The 22,611-nt window shown below is 60.4% G+C and carries 21 protein-coding genes and 1 pseudogene; 12 read left to right on the top strand and 10 right to left on the bottom strand.

Annotation, left to right across the window (positions count from 1 at the left end; all coding sequences use genetic code 11):
• Nucleotides 1–177 precede the first annotated feature (177 nt).
• From BG61_RS44660 to BG61_RS23005, 3 genes are all read left to right on the top strand, one after another.
• Nucleotides 178–630 (top strand): MFS transporter, encoded by a 453-nt coding sequence (locus BG61_RS44660; RefSeq protein WP_338152273.1) that lies wholly within the window; start codon nucleotides 178–180, stop codon nucleotides 628–630.
• Nucleotides 570–1,172: an MFS transporter gene (locus BG61_RS44655; RefSeq protein WP_267908600.1), complete on the top strand. Its 603-nt coding sequence runs from the start codon at nucleotides 570–572 to the stop codon at nucleotides 1,170–1,172. The genes BG61_RS44660 and BG61_RS44655 overlap by 61 nt, the downstream gene beginning before the upstream one ends.
• Before the next feature lie 362 nt (nucleotides 1,173–1,534).
• On the top strand, nucleotides 1,535–2,428 hold the full coding sequence (locus BG61_RS23005; RefSeq protein WP_035942143.1) for a LysR family transcriptional regulator: 894 nt from the start codon (nucleotides 1,535–1,537) through the stop codon (nucleotides 2,426–2,428).
• Between the two features lie 26 nt (nucleotides 2,429–2,454).
• Here BG61_RS23005 and BG61_RS23000 read toward each other — a convergent pair whose 3' ends face one another.
• Nucleotides 2,455–3,666 carry an MFS transporter gene (locus BG61_RS23000; protein ID WP_051672726.1) on the bottom strand — a complete coding sequence of 404 codons (1,212 nt, stop codon included), beginning with the start codon at nucleotides 3,664–3,666 and terminating at the stop codon, nucleotides 2,455–2,457.
• Between the two features lie 217 nt (nucleotides 3,667–3,883).
• Here BG61_RS23000 and paoA point away from each other — a divergent pair, with 217 nt between their 5' ends.
• From paoA to BG61_RS44085, 5 genes are all read left to right on the top strand, one after another.
• The gene (gene paoA / locus BG61_RS22995; RefSeq protein WP_081868157.1) at nucleotides 3,884–4,588 is read left to right on the top strand and encodes an aldehyde dehydrogenase iron-sulfur subunit PaoA; all 705 of its coding nucleotides are present in this window, start codon (nucleotides 3,884–3,886) and stop codon (nucleotides 4,586–4,588) included.
• Complete coding sequence (locus BG61_RS22990; protein WP_035942141.1) at nucleotides 4,585–5,544, top strand: FAD binding domain-containing protein; 960 nt, start codon at nucleotides 4,585–4,587, stop codon at nucleotides 5,542–5,544. The genes paoA and BG61_RS22990 overlap by 4 nt, the downstream gene beginning before the upstream one ends.
• Nucleotides 5,541–7,739 carry an aldehyde oxidoreductase molybdenum-binding subunit PaoC gene (paoC, locus tag BG61_RS22985; protein ID WP_035942137.1) on the top strand — a complete coding sequence of 733 codons (2,199 nt, stop codon included), beginning with the start codon at nucleotides 5,541–5,543 and terminating at the stop codon, nucleotides 7,737–7,739. The genes BG61_RS22990 and paoC overlap by 4 nt, the downstream gene beginning before the upstream one ends.
• Nucleotides 7,740–7,807: 68 nt before the next feature.
• Complete coding sequence (locus BG61_RS22980) at nucleotides 7,808–8,239, top strand: cyclophilin-like fold protein (RefSeq protein ID WP_233469221.1); 432 nt, start codon at nucleotides 7,808–7,810, stop codon at nucleotides 8,237–8,239.
• Nucleotides 8,240–8,599: 360 nt separating this feature from the next.
• Complete coding sequence (locus tag BG61_RS44085; RefSeq protein ID WP_051672725.1) at nucleotides 8,600–8,845, top strand: amidohydrolase family protein; 246 nt, start codon at nucleotides 8,600–8,602, stop codon at nucleotides 8,843–8,845.
• A gap of 2 nt (nucleotides 8,846–8,847) precedes the next feature.
• Here BG61_RS44085 and BG61_RS44080 read toward each other — a convergent pair whose 3' ends face one another.
• The 9 genes and pseudogenes from BG61_RS44080 to BG61_RS22935 all read right to left on the bottom strand — a co-directional run bounded on the left by BG61_RS44080 (nucleotide 8,848) and on the right by BG61_RS22935 (nucleotide 18,532).
• Entirely contained in the window at nucleotides 8,848–9,183 is a 336-nt protein-coding gene (locus BG61_RS44080; protein WP_233469224.1) for an MFS transporter, read from the bottom strand.
• Nucleotides 9,184–9,214: 31 nt separating this feature from the next.
• Nucleotides 9,215–10,093: pseudogene (locus BG61_RS22970) on the bottom strand (MFS transporter); the annotation flags it as partial.
• A gap of 127 nt (nucleotides 10,094–10,220) precedes the next feature.
• Nucleotides 10,221–10,424, bottom strand: a complete 204-nt coding sequence (locus tag BG61_RS22965) for a hypothetical protein (protein ID WP_035942134.1) — start codon at nucleotides 10,422–10,424, stop codon at nucleotides 10,221–10,223.
• A gap of 48 nt (nucleotides 10,425–10,472) precedes the next feature.
• Nucleotides 10,473–11,714, bottom strand: a complete 1,242-nt coding sequence (locus BG61_RS22960; RefSeq protein WP_233469222.1) for an ABC transporter permease — start codon at nucleotides 11,712–11,714, stop codon at nucleotides 10,473–10,475.
• Nucleotides 11,714–13,264, bottom strand: a complete 1,551-nt coding sequence (locus tag BG61_RS22955) for a sugar ABC transporter ATP-binding protein (RefSeq protein ID WP_035942127.1) — start codon at nucleotides 13,262–13,264, stop codon at nucleotides 11,714–11,716. The genes BG61_RS22960 and BG61_RS22955 overlap by 1 nt, the downstream gene beginning before the upstream one ends.
• Before the next feature lie 38 nt (nucleotides 13,265–13,302).
• Nucleotides 13,303–14,271 carry a sugar ABC transporter substrate-binding protein gene (locus tag BG61_RS22950; RefSeq protein WP_035942125.1) on the bottom strand — a complete coding sequence of 323 codons (969 nt, stop codon included), beginning with the start codon at nucleotides 14,269–14,271 and terminating at the stop codon, nucleotides 13,303–13,305.
• A 68-nt stretch (nucleotides 14,272–14,339) separates the two neighbouring features.
• A complete protein-coding gene (locus BG61_RS22945) occupies nucleotides 14,340–15,305 on the bottom strand; it encodes a sugar ABC transporter substrate-binding protein (protein WP_035942119.1) in 966 nt (321 codons plus the stop codon).
• 77 nt (nucleotides 15,306–15,382) lie between these two features.
• Nucleotides 15,383–16,861: an NAD-dependent succinate-semialdehyde dehydrogenase gene (locus BG61_RS22940; RefSeq protein ID WP_035942117.1), complete on the bottom strand. Its 1,479-nt coding sequence runs from the start codon at nucleotides 16,859–16,861 to the stop codon at nucleotides 15,383–15,385.
• A 27-nt stretch (nucleotides 16,862–16,888) separates the two neighbouring features.
• A complete protein-coding gene (locus BG61_RS22935; RefSeq protein WP_035942212.1) occupies nucleotides 16,889–18,532 on the bottom strand; it encodes a GMC family oxidoreductase in 1,644 nt (547 codons plus the stop codon).
• Nucleotides 18,533–18,885: 353 nt separating this feature from the next.
• On the opposite strand from BG61_RS22935, the gene BG61_RS22930 reads away from it, so the two are divergent.
• The 4 genes from BG61_RS22930 (at nucleotide 18,886) to BG61_RS22915 (ending at nucleotide 22,453) form a co-directional block, all read left to right on the top strand.
• Nucleotides 18,886–19,176 carry a putative quinol monooxygenase gene (locus BG61_RS22930; protein ID WP_035942109.1) on the top strand — a complete coding sequence of 97 codons (291 nt, stop codon included), beginning with the start codon at nucleotides 18,886–18,888 and terminating at the stop codon, nucleotides 19,174–19,176.
• A 135-nt stretch (nucleotides 19,177–19,311) separates the two neighbouring features.
• A complete protein-coding gene (locus BG61_RS22925) occupies nucleotides 19,312–20,136 on the top strand; it encodes an SMP-30/gluconolactonase/LRE family protein (protein ID WP_035942104.1) in 825 nt (274 codons plus the stop codon).
• Nucleotides 20,137–20,140: 4 nt separating this feature from the next.
• Nucleotides 20,141–20,917, top strand: a complete 777-nt coding sequence (locus tag BG61_RS22920; protein WP_035942099.1) for an SDR family oxidoreductase — start codon at nucleotides 20,141–20,143, stop codon at nucleotides 20,915–20,917.
• 54 nt (nucleotides 20,918–20,971) lie between these two features.
• Nucleotides 20,972–22,453: an aldehyde dehydrogenase gene (locus tag BG61_RS22915; RefSeq protein WP_035942097.1), complete on the top strand. Its 1,482-nt coding sequence runs from the start codon at nucleotides 20,972–20,974 to the stop codon at nucleotides 22,451–22,453.
• The last annotated feature ends 158 nt before the right edge of the window (nucleotides 22,454–22,611 follow it).

The raw sequence follows: 22,611 nt of genomic DNA, 5'->3' as shown, positions 1-22,611 counted from the left end.
ACTCGCGAGAGAATTAATATTATCTGGAGCATGATGCCATAAGCCATTGGCAAGGGCCGTCATCGAAATAGAACGCAGCGCTCCCGATTCGCTAGAAGACCCAACCATGTCCGAATCACGTTTAAAGGGACCAGCCGGACATTCGGTTGTTGCAACCCTGTTCCTGAAGCCGGCTTCGTGATCATTGGCGTGGCTCTCCCCGTACTGCCTCTACATGTCACAAACGATCTCGGATTCGGACCACGGGTTGTTGGACTCGTGGCGGGTGCACAGTTCCCTGCGGCACTGCTCTCGCGCATTTGGGCGGGTTCCTACTCTGACAGGCGCGGTGCAAAGCGCAGCGTCTTCGTCGGCCTACTCGCCGCCGCCGCCGGGCTGCTGTACCTTCTGTCGCTAGTATTCCTAAAGGAACCGATGGGTTCTGTCGCGATTCTGCTCGTCGGTCGTGCGGTTCTCGGCGGTGCCGAGAGCTTCATCATCACCGGTGGGATAGCCTGGGGACTGGGTCTCGTTCAAAGGCAGCATGCTGGCAAAGTGATTGCTTGGGTCGGAACCGCGAGTTTGCAGCGATGGCGCTCGGTGGTCCTCTCGGGTTCATTCTCTATACATCATTTGGCTTCGTCGCGATAGCACTGATGACCGCCCTTCTGCCGCTATTCGTTTTCGCATATGTGAGCCGGACCCCGACAGCCGTACTGCCCGGTCACGGCCAGCACGCTTCTTTCAATGCCATCCTGAGAGCGGTTTGGCTGCCCGGACTCGGCGCGGCGCTCGCCAGCATGGGGTACTGGGCAATCTTGGCGTTCAGTTCGCTTTTCTTCGCGGACATGCACTGGCAGCCGGTATGGATCGCATTCACCGCATTCGGTGCTGTATTGATCGCGGCGCGCACTATCGCTGGGCATCTTCCAGACCGGTTTGGAGGCGCACGAGTTGCCTGCTTATTCGTCATTGTGCAGGTAGCGGGCCTCTTAATCCTGTGGCTAGCAAAGACAACGTTGCTCGCGTCCCTAGGCGCCGCCCTTTCAGGCGTCGGCTATTCGCTCGTCTACCCAGGGCTCGGCGTCGAAGCAGTTCGCACGATAGCACCCAACAATCGCGGCATGGCCATGGGTCTCTATACGGCCTTTCTAGATGTAGCGATGGCTCTGGGCAGCCCCTTCCTTGGATAGGTCGGCGCACATGCCGGCCTGCGTTCAGTGTTCCTAGCCAGCGCTGCGATAGTTGGCTGCGCCGCTGCCGTGGCCATTCATCTTCAACGTCGACATCACCAAGTGCATGATGGTACGTTGCAGACTATCGTTGTCAACTTCCTCGTCGGATGGTCACCCCTGAACATTGCCTCGGATTTCCCCACAACGAACCTGCAATTGGTTGAAGCGCTTTACATTCATGACCGTGTCTGATTAAAGTGGCGAAGCACTGCTGTTGTCATGACCCCCGCCTCATGAGTCTGCGGCGCGGTAGCAGCAGGTTCGCGCACGAAGAGTTTCGGTGCGCGAGTTGAATTCGACTACAGCGGGCGCCTGGCGCAATGGCACGTGAAAACTTCAACGACATCCTCGTTTTTCTTGCAGTTGCGCGGGAGCGCAGCTTTACACGTGCTGCCGCGAAGCTCGGCGTCTCCCAATCCGCACTGAGCCATACGATTCGTGACCTGGAATCGCGGCTGGGCATTCGCTTGCTCACCCGGACGACGCGCAGTGTGTCGATGACCGAAGCCGGAGAGGACCTCTTCCGAACCGCCGCGCCGCGGGTCGAGGAAATCGATGCAAAGCTGTCGGCCTTGTCAGAGTCAAGGGAAAGACCTGCAGGCATCGTTCGCATCACGGCCACCGATCATGCGATCGACGCCATCGTTTGGCCGAAGGTGCGCAGGGTGCTGCGCGACTATCCAGAAATACAAGTGGAAATGACAGTCGACTATGGGCTCGTCGACATCGTGGAGGACCGATACGACATGGGCATACGGTTTGGCGATCAGGTTGCCAAAGATATGATCGCCGTGCGCATCAGCGCGGACATTCGTATGTCCATCGTCGGCTCGCCCGCGTATTTTGAACGCCGGCAATTGCCACGCTCACCAGAAGACCTGCTCAAGCACGACTGCATCGCGCTGCGCCTGACGACGACCAAAGGCCTTTATGCCTGGGAACTTCAGAAAGGGAAGCGTTCGGTTCAAACCCGCGTGAGTGGACAGACCATTTTCAACTCGCAACCGCAAATGATCCGGGCCGCGATCGACGGCTACGGTTTGGCGTTCGTTCCCGAGGACGCCGTGCTACCGCACATCCAGAGCGGTGAATTGCGGCCGGTGATGCGCGACTGGTGCCCGGCGTTTCCGGGCCTTCACGCCTATTACCCGAGCCGACGTCAGAGTTCAAAAGCATTCTCTGTCGTCTTGGAAGCGTTGAAACAGCCGCTGTAAAGTCGGGCTACTGCCTTGGGGCTAGCTTAAGCTTGCCCCGCAACGCGTGGCGCCGTCCTACCTACGTTTTCGCATCGAACGCGCGATGCGACCGCCGCCAGCACCGCACCGGCCAAAAGCAGCCCGGCTGAGAGACCAAACGTCGCGCGATATCCGCTGCTGTCGAAAAGCAGGCCGCCGAGCGTCGTGCCGAGCGTGATAGCAAGCTGGATAACCGCCACCATCAGGCCCCCGCCGGCTTCTGCATCGCCTGGGAGCGTTTCAGATAGCCACGTGAACCAACCGACGGGTGCTGAGGTAGCGATCAAACCCCACGCGGCCAGCAACACCGCGGTCGTCGCTACGGATCCGCCAAAAAACATCAGTGCGACGGCAATGCCGCTCATAAGTAAGGGAATCGCGATCAACACGCCATGCAGATTCCGTTTGATTATCGAGCCGACGAAAACTGTGCCGCCCAACCCTGCGGCGCCGATCACAAGCAGCATGAAAGACAGAATTGACACGTCCACCTTCGTCACCGTCTCAAGAAAGGGACGCAGGTAGGTGAACAGCGAGAATTGCCCCATAAACAACAGAGCGACAGCGCCGACCCCGCATAAGACCTGACGGTCGCTGATTATTCGAAGTACGCCGCGCCTAGTCTGCGCTTGGCGCTGCACGGGTAGCTTCGGCAAGGTGAGCGCTTGCCAGATAAGCGCAATGGCGGCAAGCGGCACGACGCAGAAAAAGGCACCTCGCCATCCAATGATCGAGCCAAGGAAACTTCCCGCGGGTGCGGCGACTGCCGTCGCAAGCGCACTGCCGCCCTGCACTACCGCGATCGCACGCGGCACGAAAGCATCGGGTGCGATGCGCATCATCACGGCCGTGGACATCGACCAGCATCCGCCAATTGAGACACCGAGGAGTGCGCGCCCAAGCATCAAGACAGTGTAGGTGGGCGCCACGGACACGAGAACGCCCGAGGCTACCATCAGCGCTGTCAGCGTGAGAATCACCTTCTTTCGGTCAAAACGTCGCGTCAACGTTGACACAGAAAGGCTCGTCAGAACCGCAAAAAATCCCGACACAGAAATCGCCTGCCCCGCCTGCCCTTCGCTTAGGGAAAGCTCATGTGCGATGGGCGTCAGAAGGCTGACGGGCAAGAACTCTGATGCGACGAGGGCGAAGGCACAGAGCGACATGGAAAGCACAGCGCCCCATACCTGTTTGTTCGATAGGGTGGATCGGGTCATTGGAAAGAAACTTAATGCTTTGATGCGGCGAGAGCGGCGCCTTTGCGAAGCAAAAGGCTCGACCAAGGTGCTAATTTACAGCAGGCTGTCAATGGGATTAAGCCCTGAAAACCCATCGAGCTTATGAATACGGATCATGAATGGGCCGGCTTAGTGCCCCTATAGTTGGAGGATTGAGCATGCTCGCCGCCGTGCGCGCGTTTCCAGGAGCGAGAATATGAACGCTAGTATTAAGCAGGCTAACGTCGGCTGCGTCGCCGCAAATTGCGACGCCGACGGCGACGGTCCGAAGATCACCCGGAGAAATCTTCTAAAACTGGCCGGAACGAGCACTGCCACGCTCGCGGGCGGTTCGTTGTCGATGCCTAGTGTCGCTGCCGAAACGCCCGCGCCGGGTGTCGCCAACGTGCCAGCATCCAAGGTCACGCTGCAAGTGAATGGCATGCGACACGAGCTTTCGTTGGACATACGCACGACGCTGCTCGATGCGCTGCGTGAACAGCTGCATCTGACTGGCACGAAGAAGGGCTGCGACCATGGACAATGCGGCGCGTGCACCGTAATCGTCGACGGACGGCGCATCAACTCGTGTCTCACGCTTGCGGTGATGCATCAGGGCAGTCAGGTCACCACCATCGAAGGCCTTGGCACACCGGCGAAGCTCCATCCGATGCAGGCGGCGTTTGTAAAGCACGACGGCTTCCAGTGCGGCTACTGTACGCCTGGGCAGATCTGCTCGGCAGTCGCCGTGCTCGATGAAATCAAGGCCGGCGTGCCGAGTCACGTCAGTACGGATTTGCTCGCAAATCCCCGTCCGACCAACATGGAAATACGCGAGCGCATGAGCGGCAATATCTGCCGCTGCGGGGCCTATTCCAATATCGCAGAAGCGATGACCGAAATCGCGGGGAGCCAAGCATGAAACCGTTCACCTACGAGCGTCCCTCGACGCCTGCCGCAGCCGCCAGCGCTGCACAGCAGACGCCGGGCGCGAGGTTCATCGCTGGGGGCACGAATCTTCTCGATCTAATGAAGCTGCAGATCGAGACGCCGGTTCATCTGATCGATATCAACGGGCTCGGCTTCGATCAAATCGAGACTACGCCGGAGGGCGGACTGCAAGTCGGCGCGCTCGTGCGCAATACGGATCTCGCGGCGAACCAAGCCGTGCGACGCGACTATCCCCTGCTGTCTCGGGCATTACTTGCCGGTGCGTCCGGTCAATTGAGGAACAAGGCGACGACTGCAGGCAATTTGCTTCAGCGCACGCGTTGCCCCTACTTCTACGACACGAACCTCCCCTGCAATAAGCGCACGCCTGGCAGCGGCTGTGCGGCACTTCAAGGAAGCAGCCGGTCTCTGGCCGTAATCGGCGGCAGTAATGCCTGTATCGCGACCTATCCCGGCGACATGGCGGTTGCAATGCGAGCACTCGACGCGACCATCAACACCGTTCGCGCGGATGGTACGGTGAGAAACATACCCATCGCCGATTTCTACCGGCTTCCCGGCAAGACGCCGCATCTGGAGAACGCGCTGGAACCCGCAGAGCTGATCACGAGTGTCACGCTGCCGAAGCCCATTGGCGGCACGCACATCTATCACAAGGTTCGTGACCGCGCTTCGTATGCGTTTGCGCTGGTTTCGGTCGCCGCAATCGTGCGCAAAGATGGCACGGGCCGCGTTGCGCTAGGCGGCGTGGCGCCGATGCCCTGGCGCATCGAAGCGGCTGAAGCCGAACTTCCGAATGGCGCGCGCGCTTTGATGTCACGTCTCATGGCCGACGCCAAGCCGACACGCGAGAACGGGTACAAGGTAATGCTGGCAGAGCGCACGCTCGACGCGGTACTGATCGAAGCGAAGGAGGTGAGCCAATGAAGTTCGATACCCCCGCCACCGATAATCCGATCGACCGCCTAAAACACATCGGTCATGCGACAGACCGCATCGACGGACGTCACAAGGTGACCGGCACCGCGACCTATGCATACGAATGGCACGACTCGAGACGCGATCCTGCCTATGGCTTCGTTGTGGGCGCCGCGATCGCGCGCGGACGCATCACGTCGATGAACCTCACAGCCGCGAAGGCGGCACCTGGGGTGGTTGCGATCGTCACGGCCGGAAATGCCGGTACTCTGACGAAGGGCGACTTCAACACGGTCAAGCTGCTAGGTGGGCCGCAAATCGATCACTATCACCAGGCGGTCGCACTGGTCGTGGCAAACACCTTCGAACAGGCTCGCGACGCGGCCCAGAAGATACGCATCGACTATGTCGCCGAGGGCGGAAGCTACGATCTCTCCGCAGCGAAAGACACAGCCAACATGGCTGGGACCGGTTACTGGGGCGAACCGGCGACGCGCACGGGAGATTTCGATGGCGCGTTCGCCGAGGCTTCGATGCGCCTTGATGCAACCTACACCACGCCCGATCAAAGCCACGCGATGATGGAACCGCACGCGTCTATCGCGGCATGGACCGGCGACAAATTGACGCTGTGGACTTCGAACCAGATGATTGCGTGGGGGGCAGGCGACGTCGCCAAGACGCTCGGCATTCCCCGCGAGAACGTGCGCCTGATTTCGCCATACATTGGCGGAGGATTCGGCGGCAAGCTCTTCGTGCGCAGCGACGCGCTGCTGGCCGCGCTTGGCGCAAAAGCCGCGGGCCGTCCTGTAAAGGTCGCGCTTACGCGCCCGCTCATGTTTAACAACACGACACATCGACCGGCGACCATCCAGCGCATCCGCATCGGCGCAGACGCGAACGGAAAGATCACGGCCATCGCGCATGAAAGCTGGTCCGGTGACCAACCAAATGGGCAACCCGAGACCGCCGTCGGTCAGACGCGCCTCATTTATGCGGGGGCAAACCGCATGACGGCGATGCGTCTTGCTACCCTGCATTTACCCGAGGGCAACGCGATGCGCGCGCCTGGCGAAGCGCCGGGCCTGATGGCCCTTGAAGTCGCGATGGACGAGATGGCGGAACAACTTAAGATCGACCCGATCGAGTTCCGCAAAATCAATGACACCCAGGTCGATCCGGAACAGCCCCAACGGCCCTTCTCGCAGCGTCAGCTCATTGAATGCTTCCGCGTGGGTGCCCAAAAGTTTGGCTGGGAGAAGCGTAAGCCCCGTCCCGGGCAAGCACGCGACGGTCGCTGGTTGGTCGGCATCGGCACCGCCTCGGCGTTCAGAAACAACATTTCGATGAAGTCGGGGGCACGAGTGAGGCTCGATCGCCGAGGGTTCGTGACGGTCGAAACCGACATGACCGACATCGGCACCGGGACGTACACCATCATTGCGCAGACGGCGGCGGAGATGATGGGGCTGCCACTCGACAAGATTTCTGTACGCCTGGGCGACTCCACGTTTCCCGTCTCTTCGGGCTCGGGTGGCCAGTGGGGCGCCAACAGCTCAACCGCCGGCGTCTATGCTGCCTGCATGAAGCTACGCAATGCAGTTGCCACCAGGCTCGAAATGCACGGCACGGATGTCGTCTTTGCGGATGAACGCGTGCGTTCCGGCGGGCGCAATGTGCGGCTTGCCGAAGCAGCATCTACCGGGGAAATTGTCGTCGAAGACACAATGGAATACGGCGATCTGGCAATGCGTTTTCAACAATCGACCTTCGGCGCGCACTTCGTCGAGGTCGGCGTCGATGCGGCCACCGCCGAGATTCGTGTGCGTCGCATGCTTGCCGTCTGCGCAGCGGGGAGAATTCTTAATCCTAAGGCTGCCAGAAGTCAGGTCATCGGTGCGATGACGATGGGCGTGGGCGCAGCGCTTATGGAAGACCTCGTGGTCGACAAGCGCTACGGCATGTTCATCAACCACGATTTGGCTGCTTATGAGGTGCCTGTCCATGCCGACATTCCGCATCAGGAAGTGGTGTTTCTCGACGAAGCAGACCCGACCTCCTCACCGATGAAGGCGAAGGGCGTGGGTGAACTCGGCATCTGCGGCGTGGGGGCAGCGATCGCCAATGCGCTTTACAACGCTACCGGTGTCCGCGTGCGCGAATATCCAATTACGCTCGACAAAATCCTGATGGGAATCGCGTGAGTGCGTCGCGCAGCGCTAGACGACGGATCGCCGCGATCTTTTGTTTCTTGTGTTGCACACCGCCGGCAGTGTCTAGCTCCGCATCGGCGCAGCCAGCAAGCCGTCCGCCGGGCGTCCCATCGAAGGTTCTAACTCAGGAGCGAATCATAAAAATATCGATCAAGTTCGATGGCCAAACGATCATCGCAGATCTGAAGGACAACCCGAGCAGCCGCGACCTTGTCGCACAACTGCCTTTGACGCTCAACTTCGAGGACTATCACGCCACCGAGAAGATTGCCTATCCCCCGCGAAAGCTAGCGACGCAAGACGCACCGGCGGGCTTTGATCCGTCCGTAGGCACGGTTGCCTACTATGCGCCGTGGGGCAATCTTGCGCTGTTTTACAAGGACTTTGGCTACTCGAAATCGCTCGTCAATCTAGGAAACATTGTGTCGGGGATGGATGCGCTTCTAAAGGCGACGTCGTTCAACGCCACCATCGAACGCGTAATCGATTGAGGAATTGAAACAACGTACCTTGGCGCGAGACCGACTTTTTCGGGGGAAAACACGTGTACGCGTCCTCACAAGCCGAGGTGATCCTTTCCCGAGAGCCACGCAATCAGATGTTCACGGCAGCCCTCGGCCGCAGGAGACACATCGCGAGTCGATGATTGGGAAAGGCAGACTTGGCGCATGACTCTGCATCGATCCACGTCAGTTCGAACATACGATCGAGATGGTGAGACGATGCCTCGGTGTCGTTTGTGCTGGACCTATGGGCAAGCCCGAGGTGAAGGAGAATCGCCTCGGTTCATGGCGCGGGCCTCTGCGGGAGCTATCGTTGCTGCCTAACGTCGCCTGCAAGATCTCCGGCTTATGACGCAGGCGGATCATGCGACATGGACCGGGGACCAGGTGCGACCGCTCATCAGTCACACGATCGACTGCTTCGGCGTGGATCGCGTGCTTTTCGGCGGGGATTGGCCAGTGCTCGAACTCGCGGCAAGCTACGGGCAATGGGTCGATAACGTCGACCGCGCCACGCTGCACTTGTCGCCTGACCGGCGCAAGATTTTTCGCGAGAACGCCATTAGGACTTATCGTCTGGATGAGCCGGCCTGACCTTATCTCAGTTCATGTGCGACGCGCGAAGCGCCCTCGCTTGGCGTCGCGTTGGCCGCGGTGCGCAAACTCACGCCTCTCGTCTCCGGCACGAACTGAACGAGGATCAGACAAGCGACAGCGATCAACGCCACGTAATAAGCGGGCGCGAGCGGCGAGCCGAACGCCTGAACGAGCAGTGTTCCGATGAACGGCGTCGTTCCGCCGAAGACCGCCACCGCGGCTTGATAGGAGATCGCGTGGCCGGTCGCTCGAAAGGCGGTCGGGAAGAATTCGGGCGCGGCAACGAAGCAGGCGCCTCCATACAGCCCCCACTGCCAGCAGCAGCTGACCGACAAGCGCGCCGGTAATCGTTCCGGTCGCGGCAAGATACACGCCGGGGTAAGCCGTGAAAGCGAGCCAGGCAGCGCCGAAGGACAGGACGGGCTTGCGCCCGAGCCGGTCGCTTAATACGCCTCCGAGCGGAATCATGAACGACAGTACAACGATGGCCGCCGCGTTCGTGATGAGCGCCGATGTCGGGTCGAGCTTCGCCACCCGAACCAGGAACGTGTACATGAATCCCAGCAGCAAGTAGGATCCGACGGTCTGTATGGGCTGAATCATCGCCACATTCAGCATTCCCCTGAGGCCGCCTGTGCGGATTGCGGTGCGCAGCGGATTCTTCGAATCGGTTCTGCGAGTCGCCTGTTTGTATTCGTCCGGTTCGTCGAGATTGCGCCGCAGCCAGAACCCGACGATGCCAATAAGCCCGCCCGCCAGAAATGGAACGCGCCAGACCCAATCGGCATACGCGCTTACACCGGCGGCGAACTGAAGGCCGATCAAGAGTCCCGCCACCAACGCGTTGGGCAGATGCGAAAAAATCAAGGTCAGACCGATCCAGCCGCCTCTACGGTCATCCGGCGCCGATTCGAGGATGAAGCTGGTTGTGCCCGTCGTCTCGCCACCGAGTGCGAGACCTTGAGCAATGCGGCAAAAGACCAGCAGCGCGGGCGCTGCAATGCCGATGCTCGCATACGTGGGCAAGAGCCCGATTACGGCGGTGCCGAGCGCCATCAACCAGACGGTCATCGCCATGACTTTCACACGGCCGACCTTGTCCGCCATGACGCCGAACAACAGTCCGCCGAGCGGCCGTGCGAAGAATGCAACCGCATAGACGGCGAACGTACTGAGTAGCGCGGCGGTGCGATCGCTGCCGGGGAAGAAATGAGCCGACAGAATCGGAACGGAGAACCCGAACACCGCGAAGTCGTAGATTTCGCCGAAGTTGCCGATGGAGCCGGCCGAGAGCGTCCGGATCGAGCTTTGCTTTGTCACCTTTCTTCTCCAGAAGCGCACTATCAACAAACGCGCTCAACAATGGGTTCTGCTAGATTATTCGGCTGAGACGGAGTATGTCGGGCAGGCCAAAATCGCGCACATCCGGTCGGGCGAGGCCGCGAGAAAGCGCGACGTCCACTGCGATCTCGTAGGCCACTGACCGTTCCCGCAAGAGCGCGGTCAACCCTTGCGAAATGATCTCCCGGTCGGCAACCGTCAGCGCATCGGAACCGATGAAACGATCAGTCAGCATCAACGGCTCCCGACGCAACGTGCAATCCACAACGTGTGCAGACACGGCTTACCGCTTGCGACGCCGCGTACCGCCGACCGTATAGATGGCCGCTGCCGTCACGACCACCGTTCCCTCGATGACGCCCTGATAGTTCGCGCCCAGATTCAGTATGTTGAATCCGTTTGTCAGGGTGAAGAGCAGCAGCGCGCCCGCAAGCGTCTTGATTACGGAGCCTGCGCCGCCAAACAGTGACGTGCCGCCAAGAATCGCCGAAGCGATGACAGTCAATTCCGCGCCTTGCATCGCAGTCGGATTGACTGCGCCCAGACGGCTGCCGAACAGAATTCCGCCGAAGCCGGCCGCCGCGCTACAGAGAATGAAGCCTGCCATCTTGTACCGCTTCACGTTGATGCCCGATAGACGCGCTGCCTCGGGATTGCCGCCTACCGCGTAGACCCGCCGGCCAACGTTCGTCATGCTCAGAACGAACCAGACGATCAACGTGAAAACTGCCATATACACGACGGGCTTCGGCATGGCGAGCGACATCCCACCGGCCCCGACGAGAGCGAGGCAGCAGACTCCGCCTGCCAGCATGCCGAACGACGTCACCGGGACATTGCGCGATTCGCGGCGCGCGCGAACCAGGAAATAGCATCCCGCCAACAGCAGCGTCGCGCCGATGACGATGAGCGGAACGGCTATGGGCAGTCGGCCTGACTCAAAGAGCCGCATCGCCTGCAACGCCTCGGGCGTGTCCACGGATAACGAGCGGCCATCGGTATAGATCTGGACCACTCCGCGAATCGCGGTCAATGTGCCCAGCGTCACGATGAACGCGTTAATGCCGAGATACTGGACGATCGCGCCATTCAACAGGCCGGCCAAAACCGACACAAGCATCGCGATGAGCGCAGCCGGCCAGAACCCGACGGTATCCGCGAGCCCGACGACCACTGCGGCCGAAAGCGCGGCCACGGATGCGACTGAAAGATCGAAGTTGCCGGTGATCAGAATCACCGTCATTGCAACCGCGATGATCGCAACCAGCGACGCCTGATAAAGAACGTTGGAGATATTCGCCACGCTGAGGTAACTGGGCCTGCCGGTATAAACCGTGACGGCAGAGATAACCAGTACCAGCAAGATGAGGGCGTAGTAGACGCCCATCTCGCGCAGACCGAGTAAACGCCGCCAGTCCGTCGCCTGTGTCTGCGTCGTCGCGGCCACGCCCTCGGTTGGGCCGCCCGAAGAACTGTTGCCGCCGTGAGACGGGCCGGAATGGGTGGAAGTCGTGAGGTTCATCATTACTCGCTCTTTGAAGATTGCGCGGCTGCATGTGGCGTGCTCGCCGAGTTTGCACTCGTGCCGCCTGACAGCAGAATCAGTTCGTGCTCGGACGTTTCGTGGCCTAGGCGCTCGGCGATGCAGCGGCCATCACGCATGACCAGGACTCGACTGCTCACCGCCAGAATTTCCTCGAACTCCGACGATACGACGATCACCGCCTTTCCCGCGGCCGCCAGTTCCCGCACGAGCAACAGGATGTCGGTCTTCGCACCGATGTCGATCCCGGCGGTCGGCTCGTCCAGCAGGAATACTTTTACATCGCTGAACAACCACTTCGCGATGGTCACTTTCTGCGCGTTCCCACCGCTCAGTTCGGTCACGAGAATGTCCGGCGAGTTCGCCTTGATCGACAAACGCCGGATCGCCTCAGCGCCTCGCTGCTGCTCTTGCGCCCGGTCCGGCAACCAGCCTCCGCGCGATACACCATCGAGCGCGGGGAGCGTCGTGTTGCGCCAAATTTCGAAGCCGGGCACGAGACCCTGCGCCATACGGTCCTCCGGCACGAGAGCCAGTCCCGCCTTCACTGCGGCCGCCGTCGACTGGCCGAGCAGCCGGCCTTCAACGCGCACTTCTCCCGTAGCGTCTGGGTCCGCGCCGAAGATCGCATGCAGCAGCTCGCTACGACCCGAGCCGAGGAGCCCGGCAATGCCCACGACTTCGCCCGCCCTGACGCTCAAGGAGAGCGGTTCGAGCTTGTCGCGAGACGCGAGGCCCTTCAGTTCCAGCAGCACCGGGGCCGCGGCATCGACAGGCCGCGGCGTCGCCTGTTCGAGCGCGATGATCTGCCGGCCGACGATCGCTTCAGCGATACGCGATTCGTCGAGATCACGCGTCTGCGCGTCCACGACCGCCTGCCCATCTCTCAGAATCGTCACTCGGTCCGTGAGCGCGATCACTTCATCGAGAAAATGCGAGACGAACACGATTGCCTTCTTCTCGACTTTGGAAAGGTGCCGCACGATGCGGTAAACCACCTCACGTTCACTCGCGGCAAGGGACGCCGTCGGCTCGTCCATCACGATCATTTCGGCGCCCGTGCCAAGCGCTTGCAAAATCGCGACCATCTGGCGCTGTCCGATGGACAGATCGCTTACGAGACCGTCCGGTTCGAGCCAGTATCCGACGCGCTCGCACAATTCCGAGAACCGCTGCCGTATCTTCGTGTTTCGTCGCCACCGGCCCTCTTCGCCCAGGAACACGTTCTCGAGCACCGAGAGTGTCGGCACGAGCGGAATGTGCTGGTGGATGGTCGCAATGCCCATGTCGTTCGCGGCTTTCGGACTCGAATATTCGACCGCGGTGCCCTTCCAGACGATTCGTCCGCCGGTGGCGGGAAGCGATCCGGAGAGAATCTTGATGAGCGTCGATTTGCCGGCGCCGTTTGCGCCCAGCAACCCGTGCACCGTGCCGCGCGACACTTCCAGATTGACTCCGCGAAGCGCGGTCAACCCGTTCGGGAATGTCTTCGTCACACCCTCAAGCTGCAACAGCGGGACTTCGTTTGCCATTTGTCTCTCTCCTGCCACGTCGGTGTCGTCGCTCGCGCTTACCACTCGGGCACGCATTGCGCGAGGCTCGCCTTGGTGACCTGAGGCGTGTCGACATCGACGAACTGTGCCTTCGGCGCGCCGGGGTTCGTCACCGCTGCGTACAGCGCCTTGAACGCAAGCTGCCCCATCTTTCCGGGCTGGATGCACACGGTTCCATCGACGTCGCCGACCTTGATCGCGTTGATGCCAAGACGCGATCCACCGCGCCCGATCAGCTTGGCGTGCGAGCCTGCGGAACGCACAGCGCGAGCGCAGCCGATTACCATGTCATCGGCCTGATTGAAGAACAAATCGATGTCCGGGTGCGCCGTCAGCATGTTCTGGCAGACCGACTCGCCTTTCTCGGGCGTCCAGTCGGTAGGCTGCGAGGCGACGATGCGATACTTGATCCCCGCCTTGTCGAGCGCTTCCTTGAAACCCTGAGTGGTCTGCCATACGGTCGGATAACCGGGCGCACCCTCGACGATTGCGATATTCGCGGTGCGTCCCTTCGGGAGCAGCGTCACGGCGATTTGCCCGGCGTTGTATCCGGCATGCACTTCGTCGCTCGCGACCAGCGCGGTCAGCTTCGGATAAACATCCTTCACAGGATGCTTCTGCGGATCACCGACCTGCGTCGCCACGGCCACGATCGGTATGTTGTGGGACGCGGCCCGATCGACCCAGGCCTGCGCGACCACGGCGTCGATCGGCAGGACGGCGATGCCATCGACCTTTTGCGCGATGAGGTCATCGATCGAATTCCCCTGGCGCTCGACACTGGTTTTCGCATCCAGGACGATCGTCTTGACGCCGGCCGCCTTCGCCGCCGCTTCGAAGCCTTTTGCCGCCGCAACGTTGAACGGGTACTGCATGCCCGCGGCAACGTAGCCGAGCGTGATTTCCTTCGCCAGAGCGACGTCCGCCATGACCGCCAACGCGCTCGCCAGGCAAATCACGCCCACTTTCCTGAATTGATTCTTCATGTGTGTCTCCGTCGGTTTGTTATGTTGTTTTGCTGCTTTCGTTACTTGGATCGCGTTGTGGGCTGCGCTTACCACTGAGGCACCCAACTGGATACGTTTTCTTTAGTGACGCCGGGCGTAGCGATTTCGATGAACTTGCCCTTCGGTGTGCCGGGATTCGTCACGGCCGCGTAAAGCGCCTTGAACGCCTGCTGGCCCATCTGCTCCGGCTGGACGCAGACTGTCCCATCCACTTCACCCTCCTTGATCGCCGTAATGCCCAGCCGCGAGCCGCCCCAGCCAACGAGCTTTGCATTGGAACCGGCCGCGCGTACAGCGCGTGCGCAGCCAACGACCATGTCGTCGGCCTGGTTGTAGAAGAGATCGACATCGGGGTGAGCGGTCAGGATGTTCTGACAGACCGCTTCGCCCTTCTCGGCGGTCCAGTCGGTCGGCTGGGACGCGACAACGCGATACTTCGCTCCGGCCTTGTCCAGCGCATCCTTGAAGCCTTTCGTACGCTGCCAGACTTGCGGATAACCCGGCGCGCCTTCCACGATCGCGATGTTCGCGACGCGTCCCTTCGGCAGCAGCTTCGCCGCAATCTCCCCGGCGTTATAGCCCGTATGCACCTCGTCGCTCGCGACCAGCGCGGCGAGCTTCGGATAGACGTCGTGAATGAAACGCTTCTGCGGATCGCCCAGCTCGGTCGCCACCGAGACGAGCGGAATGTCGTGCGCCGCCACGCGATCCGCCCAGGCTTGCGCGACGACACCATCCAGTGGCAAAAAAGCGATGCCGTCGACTTTCTGCGAGATGAGGTCGTCGATTGCGTTGCCTTGCTTCTCGACGCTCGTCTTCGGGTCGAGGATGATAGCCTTCGCACCCGCTGCCTTGGCCGCTTCTTCGAATCCCTTCGCGACAGCCACATTGAATGGATACTGCAATCCCGCAGCGACATACCCAACCGTGACTTGCTTCGCGCCTGCAACACCAGCGGCTAGCAATAGGCTCGCCGCGCCTGCGCTCAAAAGACGCCTCTGAAACGTGCCCATCGTTTGTCTCCAATATGTTTTATTTGGTCCAACGTTTGCGCTCGTTTCTGAACGGGTCTTCTTGTATTGAGCTTTTCTTACATGCGCACTGTCTTTTGCAGCACTGTCTTCGTGACCATATAGGCGTCGAGCGTTGATGGGCCGCCTTCACGTCCGATACCGCTGTCTTTGACACCCCCAAAAGGCGTGTCGGCGTCCGGCGTGCCGAAATGGTTGATGGAGAGTACCCCGCACTCCAGCTCGCGGCCGATACGCTCGGCGTCCTCCAACGAGTTGGTAAAGGCATACGCGGCCAGCCCGACCGATAGGCTGTTGGCGAGCGCGATGGCCTCGCCCAGATCGTCCACGCGCACGCATGCGGCGAGCGGGCCGAACGGCTCTATCGTCATTGCGTCGGCGTCGTTCGGGACGTCTGCGAGAACGGTCGGCGCGAAGAAGTAACCTCGTTCGCCAATGCGCTCGCCTCCGGCAGCCACGCGCGCTCCGCGTTGCCGGGCGTCCGCCACGAGCGATTGCATGGCCGTCAGCCGCCGTGCGCTTGCCACCGGCCCCATCTGCGCGGTCTTGCTGAAGCCGTCGCCGACGCGGACATCCTTCACCGCATCGGCGAAAGCGGCGACGAAGTCGTGATACACGCTGCTGTGAACGATGAACCGTGATGGCGACGCGCAGATCTGTCCGCTCGCGTTCGTCTTGCCGCGCGCCGCGAGGCGTCCGACTGCTGCACCATTCACACCCTCGCAGACCAGTACCGGAGCGTGACCGCCGAGTTCCATCAAGACGGGCTTCATAGCCGCCGCGGCGAGTTGCGTGAGGTGCTTGCCGACCTGCACCGAGCCCGTGAAAGTAACCAGCCGAATGACCGGCGAAGCAATGAGCGCCGACGATATTTCCGCCGGATTGCCGAATACGAGATTCAGCACGCCGGGCGGCAAACCCGCCTCTTCAAAGGCCTTCACCAAGAGACATGCGGTAGCGGGCGTTTCCTCGGCGGCTTTCAGAATGACCGAGCATCCCGCTGACAATGCCGCACTTACCTTGCGGGCGGCCGAACTGATCGGCACGTTCCACGGCGTGAATGCAGCCACCGGTCCGATAGGTTGTCGCAAGATGAACTTCTGCATCTGCGATTCGCCGGGCACGATCAACCCGTAGTCGCGCAACGACTGCGCCGCATTCCATTCGAAAAAGTTCATCGAACGGTCGGCTTCCGCGTAGGCATCGGAATAGAGCTTGCCGTTTTCTAGCGTGATCGTCGTGGCGATGAGCTCGAGCCGCTCGCGCATCAAAGCCGCTGCTTTCTGGATGATCTTGACGCGTTGCTGGGGCGGTGTGTCGCGCCAGATTGGGAATCCGCGTGCGGCTGCGTCAAGGGCACGCGAGAGATCGTCGCCTGTCGCCTTCGGCACCTGCCCCAGTACTTCTTCTGTGGCCGGGTTTCTTACTTCGACCGCTGTTTCGCGGTCGTAGATCCACTCGCCATCGATGAACAGGCCGACGCGCGGATACTGAGTTTGCACCTTGCTTTGATCGCTTTGAAGACTTGCGGTTGACATTGAAGAAATTCCTTTTGCTTAGCTGGTTCAGACCGCAGACACTCTCTCGATCTCGCGAATGTCTCGACGAGATGAAGCGTCCTTCGCAATCATGTCGGCCGCCTTCACGCCGATCATGATGGAGGGCGCGTTCGTGTTACCCGACGTGAGATGCGGCATGATCGATGCATCCGCCACCCTCAAGCGCTCGACCCCTCTCACGCGCAGGCGCTCATCCACGACAGCGAGGCGGTCCCGGCCCATCTTGCAGGTGCCCGCCTGATGGTGTGCGGAGTTGCCGGTCATCGCCATCCATTGAAGAATCTGCTCGTCCGTCTCGACCATCGGACCCGGAATCTCTTCTTCGATGACGCGCGATGCGATCGGCGCCGTCGACATGATTCGACGAATCATCTTCACGCCCGCGATCATCGCCCTGTTGTCGTCGTCGTTGCTCAGGAAGTTGGGCTTGAACACGGCGGGATCGTCAGGCTTCGAAGAGCGCAAGGTCACGGTCCCAGTGGCGCGCGGACGCAGCAGGTACACCGATACGCCCATGCCTGGCTGACGATCCACTTCGCACTGGCCGCCAGGATGGTAGGTGAAGGTCATCGGCCGGAAGCTGATCTGCAAGTCCGCATACGCTTCTTCGGGACGGCTCTTCACGAAGGCGCCGACTTGCGAGGAGCCGAGCGCCAGATAGTCTTTGCGCGTCAGCAGATAGCGTGCGCCTTCGAGATACTTCCGGAAGCCGCCCAATTCGAGGTTGTAGGAACTATCCGGCGTCGAGCGATAGCTTCCATGCACATAAAAGTGGTCTTGCAGATTGAGCCCCACGCCCGGTACGTTCACGAGCATTTTGATGCCGTGTCTTTGCAACTCTTCGTCCGGCCCGATGCCTGACAGCATGAGTATCTGCGGCGAGTTGAGCGATCCGGCCGACAGAATCACTTCCTTCGCTGCATCGAAGGTTCTACGCTCTCCCTTAACAACGACTTCGACACCCGTCGCCACATTGCCCGTCAACACGATACGTTGCACAGCGGCCTCGGTCAGCACCGTCAGGTTGCGCCGGTGACGCACGGGTTCCACGAACGCCGTATAGGCGGAGTAGCGTCGTCCTCCGCGAATGGTGTGCTGCATGAAGCCGACGCCGTCGTGCACTGCACCGTTGAAGTCCTCCGTGGGAGGAACGCCCAAACGCGCCGTGGCCTCGATAAAATCATGTGAGCTGCGGACCTTCAATACGGGATCGCTGACCCACAGTGGTCCGCCTGCGCCGCGATAGTCGTTCGCGCCGCGCTCGTTGTGCTCCATCTGTTTGAAGTACGTCAGGAGATCGTCGTAGCCCCACCCCTGATTTCCCAGGTCGCGCCAACTGTCGAAGTCTTTACGATGTCCACGAATAAAGATCATTCCGTTGATGGAACTCGAGCCCCCCAGTGTCTTACCGCGCGGCCAATACATCTTTCGGTTGTAAAGCGCCGGCATCGAATCGGTGTGGTAATTCCAGTTGAGCTCTTTATGGAAGTACAGCTTCGCCATGCCGGCCGGTGTGTTCACCCAGAACCTGTCGGCGGGAGGCCCGGCTTCCAGAAGCAAGACCTTGTTCTCTGGGTTATCGCTCAGGCCACGTGCAAGCGCGCAGCCCGCCGATCCCGCTCCGATGATGATGTAGTCGTAGATTTCCATGCCGTCCAACTGCTGGTTCATAAGTGGGCGTTGCTGTTTGATGAAGGTTATTTCCCAGTTGACGGTTAGGTCTAGTTGGTTTTTCTGGCGTTGAGGGTAAGCATTGCTGAACTGATCTTCGGTCGGCATGCAGACCGTCCGCAGACGCCCGCCACAGCGCCTTTCGCCTGTCGGCATTAGGGTGGCCGATCATTCAAAGCCCGCGCTTCCTAAGGGAAACACCTAGTCTGCGGCCTCACCTGATTGCCTGCGGTGTCGCGATTTAGGCTGACCTATCGCAAGAGCGCGCTTTTGTTCTCCGAAGCTCGCGTATATCCTCGCCTTTCCTTTTTCCATGTCGACAGGAGAGCACCATGTCCGAGGTATCCGCGATTGCCATCTCTTTTGCAAAGCCGGGCCACGAGGAGAAGTTGGCCGACGCGCTCGAAGGCTTGCTCGCGCCCGTTCACGAAGAAGACGGCGTGCTTCAGTACGAGATGTACCGCGATATGCAGGAGCCGCGCTGCTTCGTCTTTATCGAACGATGGGAAAGCCTGGAAACTTTCAACGCGCATTGCATATCGCCGCATGTCAAGGCTTACCTGACGAAGACTGAAGGCTGGGTTGAGAGCAACAAGATTCATGTGCTGAAGAAAGGGAAATAACCGGTTCAAGGTGGGCCTTCAGCCTTGCTTACCGTCGAGCGAACAAAAACGAACTGGACCTGACAGGCAACGAGGCAATAACCTGATTCGAAAGGAGACACCTCACCGCGTCATTTCCATTACAAGAGCATATCCATGAAAGAGCATCAGGCGACGCTTGTGGCCGACGGCTTCATCTTCCTGGAGGCGCCACGCTGGTTTGACAATCGCCTTTGGGTCTCAGACGTTTTCGATTCCAAGCTTTATGTCGTCGCTGAAGACGGTACGCGCAGCGTCGTTTGTGATGTACCGGGACGCCCGGCGGGAATCGGCTTTCTGCCGGACAAGACGCCCATTGTCGTGTCATGCGCGCAAAGGAAACTGATGAGGGTGTCGGACGGCGCCCTTTCGGTTTATGCGGACCTGAGCGATATAGCGAGTGGTGACCTCAACGATCTCGTCGTCGATGATGCCGGCCGCGTTTATGTCGGGAATTTCGGCTACGACCTGTTCGGCGGAGCGCCGATACGACCGACCGATATGCACGCCGTCGAGCCTGACGGTTCCATTCGCGTCGCAGCCGAGGGACTGGAATTCCCCAATGGAGCCGTGATCAAGGACGACGGCCGCACGCTCGTGGTCGCCGAGACCTGGTGCGGCAGGCTGACTGCGTACGACAGAGCGAATGACGGCAGGCTATCCAACAGGCGTCTCTTCGCGAACCTCAAGGGCAGACAGCCCGATGGGATCTGTGCAGACAAGCACGGCGCCATCTGGGCGGGTTGCTATAACACCGGCGAGTTCGTTCGTGTAGTGGAAGGCGGCGAGATCACGGACCGCATACGGTTCGAGGGTAACGCCGTGTCATGCACGCTAGGCGGCCGAGAGGGAAATACACTCTATTGTTGCGTGTACCTCGGATCGGATGAACAACTGCAAGCGCGACAGCCGCGCAGCGCCATATTCAAAACGGAGATATGAAGCAATGACGACTCATCGCAAGTGGAACTATGAAGGGAAAGTGGCTTTCGTGACCGGCGCGGCAAACGGCATCGGGCAGGCAACTGCCCTGGCTTTCGCGCAGGAAGGCGCGGATGTGGTGGTGGTCGATCTCTCGGAAGAAGGCGCACAGGAGACTGTCCGGATGATCGAAGCGGAGGGGGTTCGCGCGCTGGCGGTGAAATGCGATGTCTCGAAGCCCGACGACGTGCAAGCGGCGCTCGCCGCAACCATCGATAAATTCGGCCGGCTCGACTTCGCGTTCAATAACGCAGGCATCGAGCAGGCGCTCGCCTACACGGCCGAGATTCCCGACGAAGCGTTCGAACGCATCCTGCGCGTGAATCTCGGCGGCGTCTTTTACTGCATGAAGTACCAGATCCCCATCATGCTCAAAAACGGCGGCGGTTCGATTGTCAATACATCGTCTGGCGCAGGCGTGGTTGGCATCCGTGGTCAAGGCGCTTACTGTGCGTCCAAGCACGGCGTCATTGGTCTCACAAAGTCGGCAGCGCTCGAGTACGGGAAAGATGGCGTGCGCATCAACGCTGTGTGTCCGGGCATCATCGATACGCCGATGATCGGCCGCTTCACGCAAGGCACCGAAAAGAACCGCAAGCGGATGATCGCGCAAGAGCCCATTGGCCGCCTTGGCCGCCCGGAGGAGATCGCCAATACGGTCCTCTGGCTGTGTTCTGATGTAGCGGGTTTCGCGATCGGTCATGCAGTCGTGGTCGACGGCGGGCAGACAGCAGGCCTCTGACCGACAAGTCGACGCCTAGGTTCGATGCGTTCGCGGGATCATGGAGACAGGTGCGTGAAGACATATCAGCTGTGGATCAATGGGAAGCACGAGGATCCCACGAAAGGCGAGTGGATCGACACAGTGAATCCCTACACCGGAGAGCCTTGGGCAAGGATCCCTCGCGGGACGGCTGAAGATTCGGCCCGCGCCGTAAAAGCCGCCAAGCGCGCGCTGGACGACAGCCCGTGGAGCCGGATGACGGCAACCGAGCGCGGCAAGGTGATGCGGCGCATAGGCGACCTGATTGTCCAGCATGCCGCGCACCTTGCCGCAACAGAAACGCGGGACAACGGCAAAGTCTTCACGGAGATGCAGGGTCAGTTGATGACCATTCCCGAATACTGGTACTACTACGGTGGGCTTGCTGACAAGATCGAAGGTGCGGTCATGCCTGTCGAGAACGCCGACGTCTTCGCTTTCACCATGCATGAGCCAGTGGGCGTCGTCGCGGCGCTGACCGCGTGGAATTCGCCGCTGCAATTTCTGTCTTTGAAATGCGCTCCCGCGTTGGCCGCCGGCTGCACGGTCGTCGTCAAGCCTTCGGAATTTGCATCGGCGAGTTCACTGGAATTTGCTGCGCTCACCAAAGAAGCCGGACTGCCCGATGGCGTCTTTAATGTTGTAACGGGCTTTGGCAACGAAGCTGGCGCTGCGCTCGTCGAGCACGAGGATGTTGCAAAGATCAGCTTCACCGGCTCGGACATCACAGGCAAGCGGATCTACGACACTGCGGCCCGAGGCATGAAGCGCGTCGCGATGGAGCTGGGCGGGAAGTCGCCGAATATCGTTTTCGAGGATGCGGACCTCGATGCTGCCGCAGTCGGCGTCGTCTCGGGCATCTTTGGTGCTGCCGGCCAGATGTGCATCGCCGGTTCGCGGCTGCTCGTGCAGAATTCGATCAAGGAGCGTTTCACTGAGTGCCTGCTCGCTCTCGCGCGAGGTGTGAGGCTCGGCGACCCGATGCAGCCGGAGACGAACGTCGGGCCCATCGCAACGCCTCCTCAATATGCGAAGGTGCTTGACTACATCGAGATCGCAAGACGCGAGGGCGCCCGTTGCATTCTCGGCGGCAAGCCCGCGGCCGGTCCCGGTGTGAAGGGCGGCCAGTTCGTCGAGCCGACCATCTTCACGAACGTCACCAACGACATGCGCATTGCGCAGGAGGAAGTCTTCGGTCCGGTGCTGTCCATCATCGGGTTCGATGACGAGCAGCATGCCGTGGCGTTGGCGAACAGCGTGATTTACGGTCTGGTCGCGGGCGTCTGGACAGGGAACATCGGCCGAGCGATGCGCATGACAAAGGCCCTCAAAGCCGGCACCGTCTGGGTCAATACATACCGGGCCTACAGTTTCATGATGCCGTTTGGCGGCATGAAGATGTCGGGCATCGGTCGTGAGAACGGAATCGAAGCGGTTCATGAGTTCCTCGAAACCAAAAGCGTCTTTCTGTCTACCTCCGAGAAGCCGCCAGCGAATCCATTCGTGCAGCGGTAGCAACGGTCCCGGTCATACGCGGTAAGACGCACTTACCACCACGCCGAGAAAATGCGACTCGACGCACAACGTGCCGTGGCGCACCATCACCTTGCGCCGCATTGTTCCTGCGCCGTCGTCCGGGGACGTCATCAGCAATGAAAGTCAGGAGGAAATAA

It is taken from the genome of Caballeronia glathei, from assembly GCF_000698595.1.
Taxonomy (GTDB): domain Bacteria; phylum Pseudomonadota; class Gammaproteobacteria; order Burkholderiales; family Burkholderiaceae; genus Caballeronia; species Caballeronia glathei.
The sequence above is the reverse complement of the archived record's forward strand: the minus strand, read 5'-3'. Positions and strand labels throughout refer to the sequence as shown.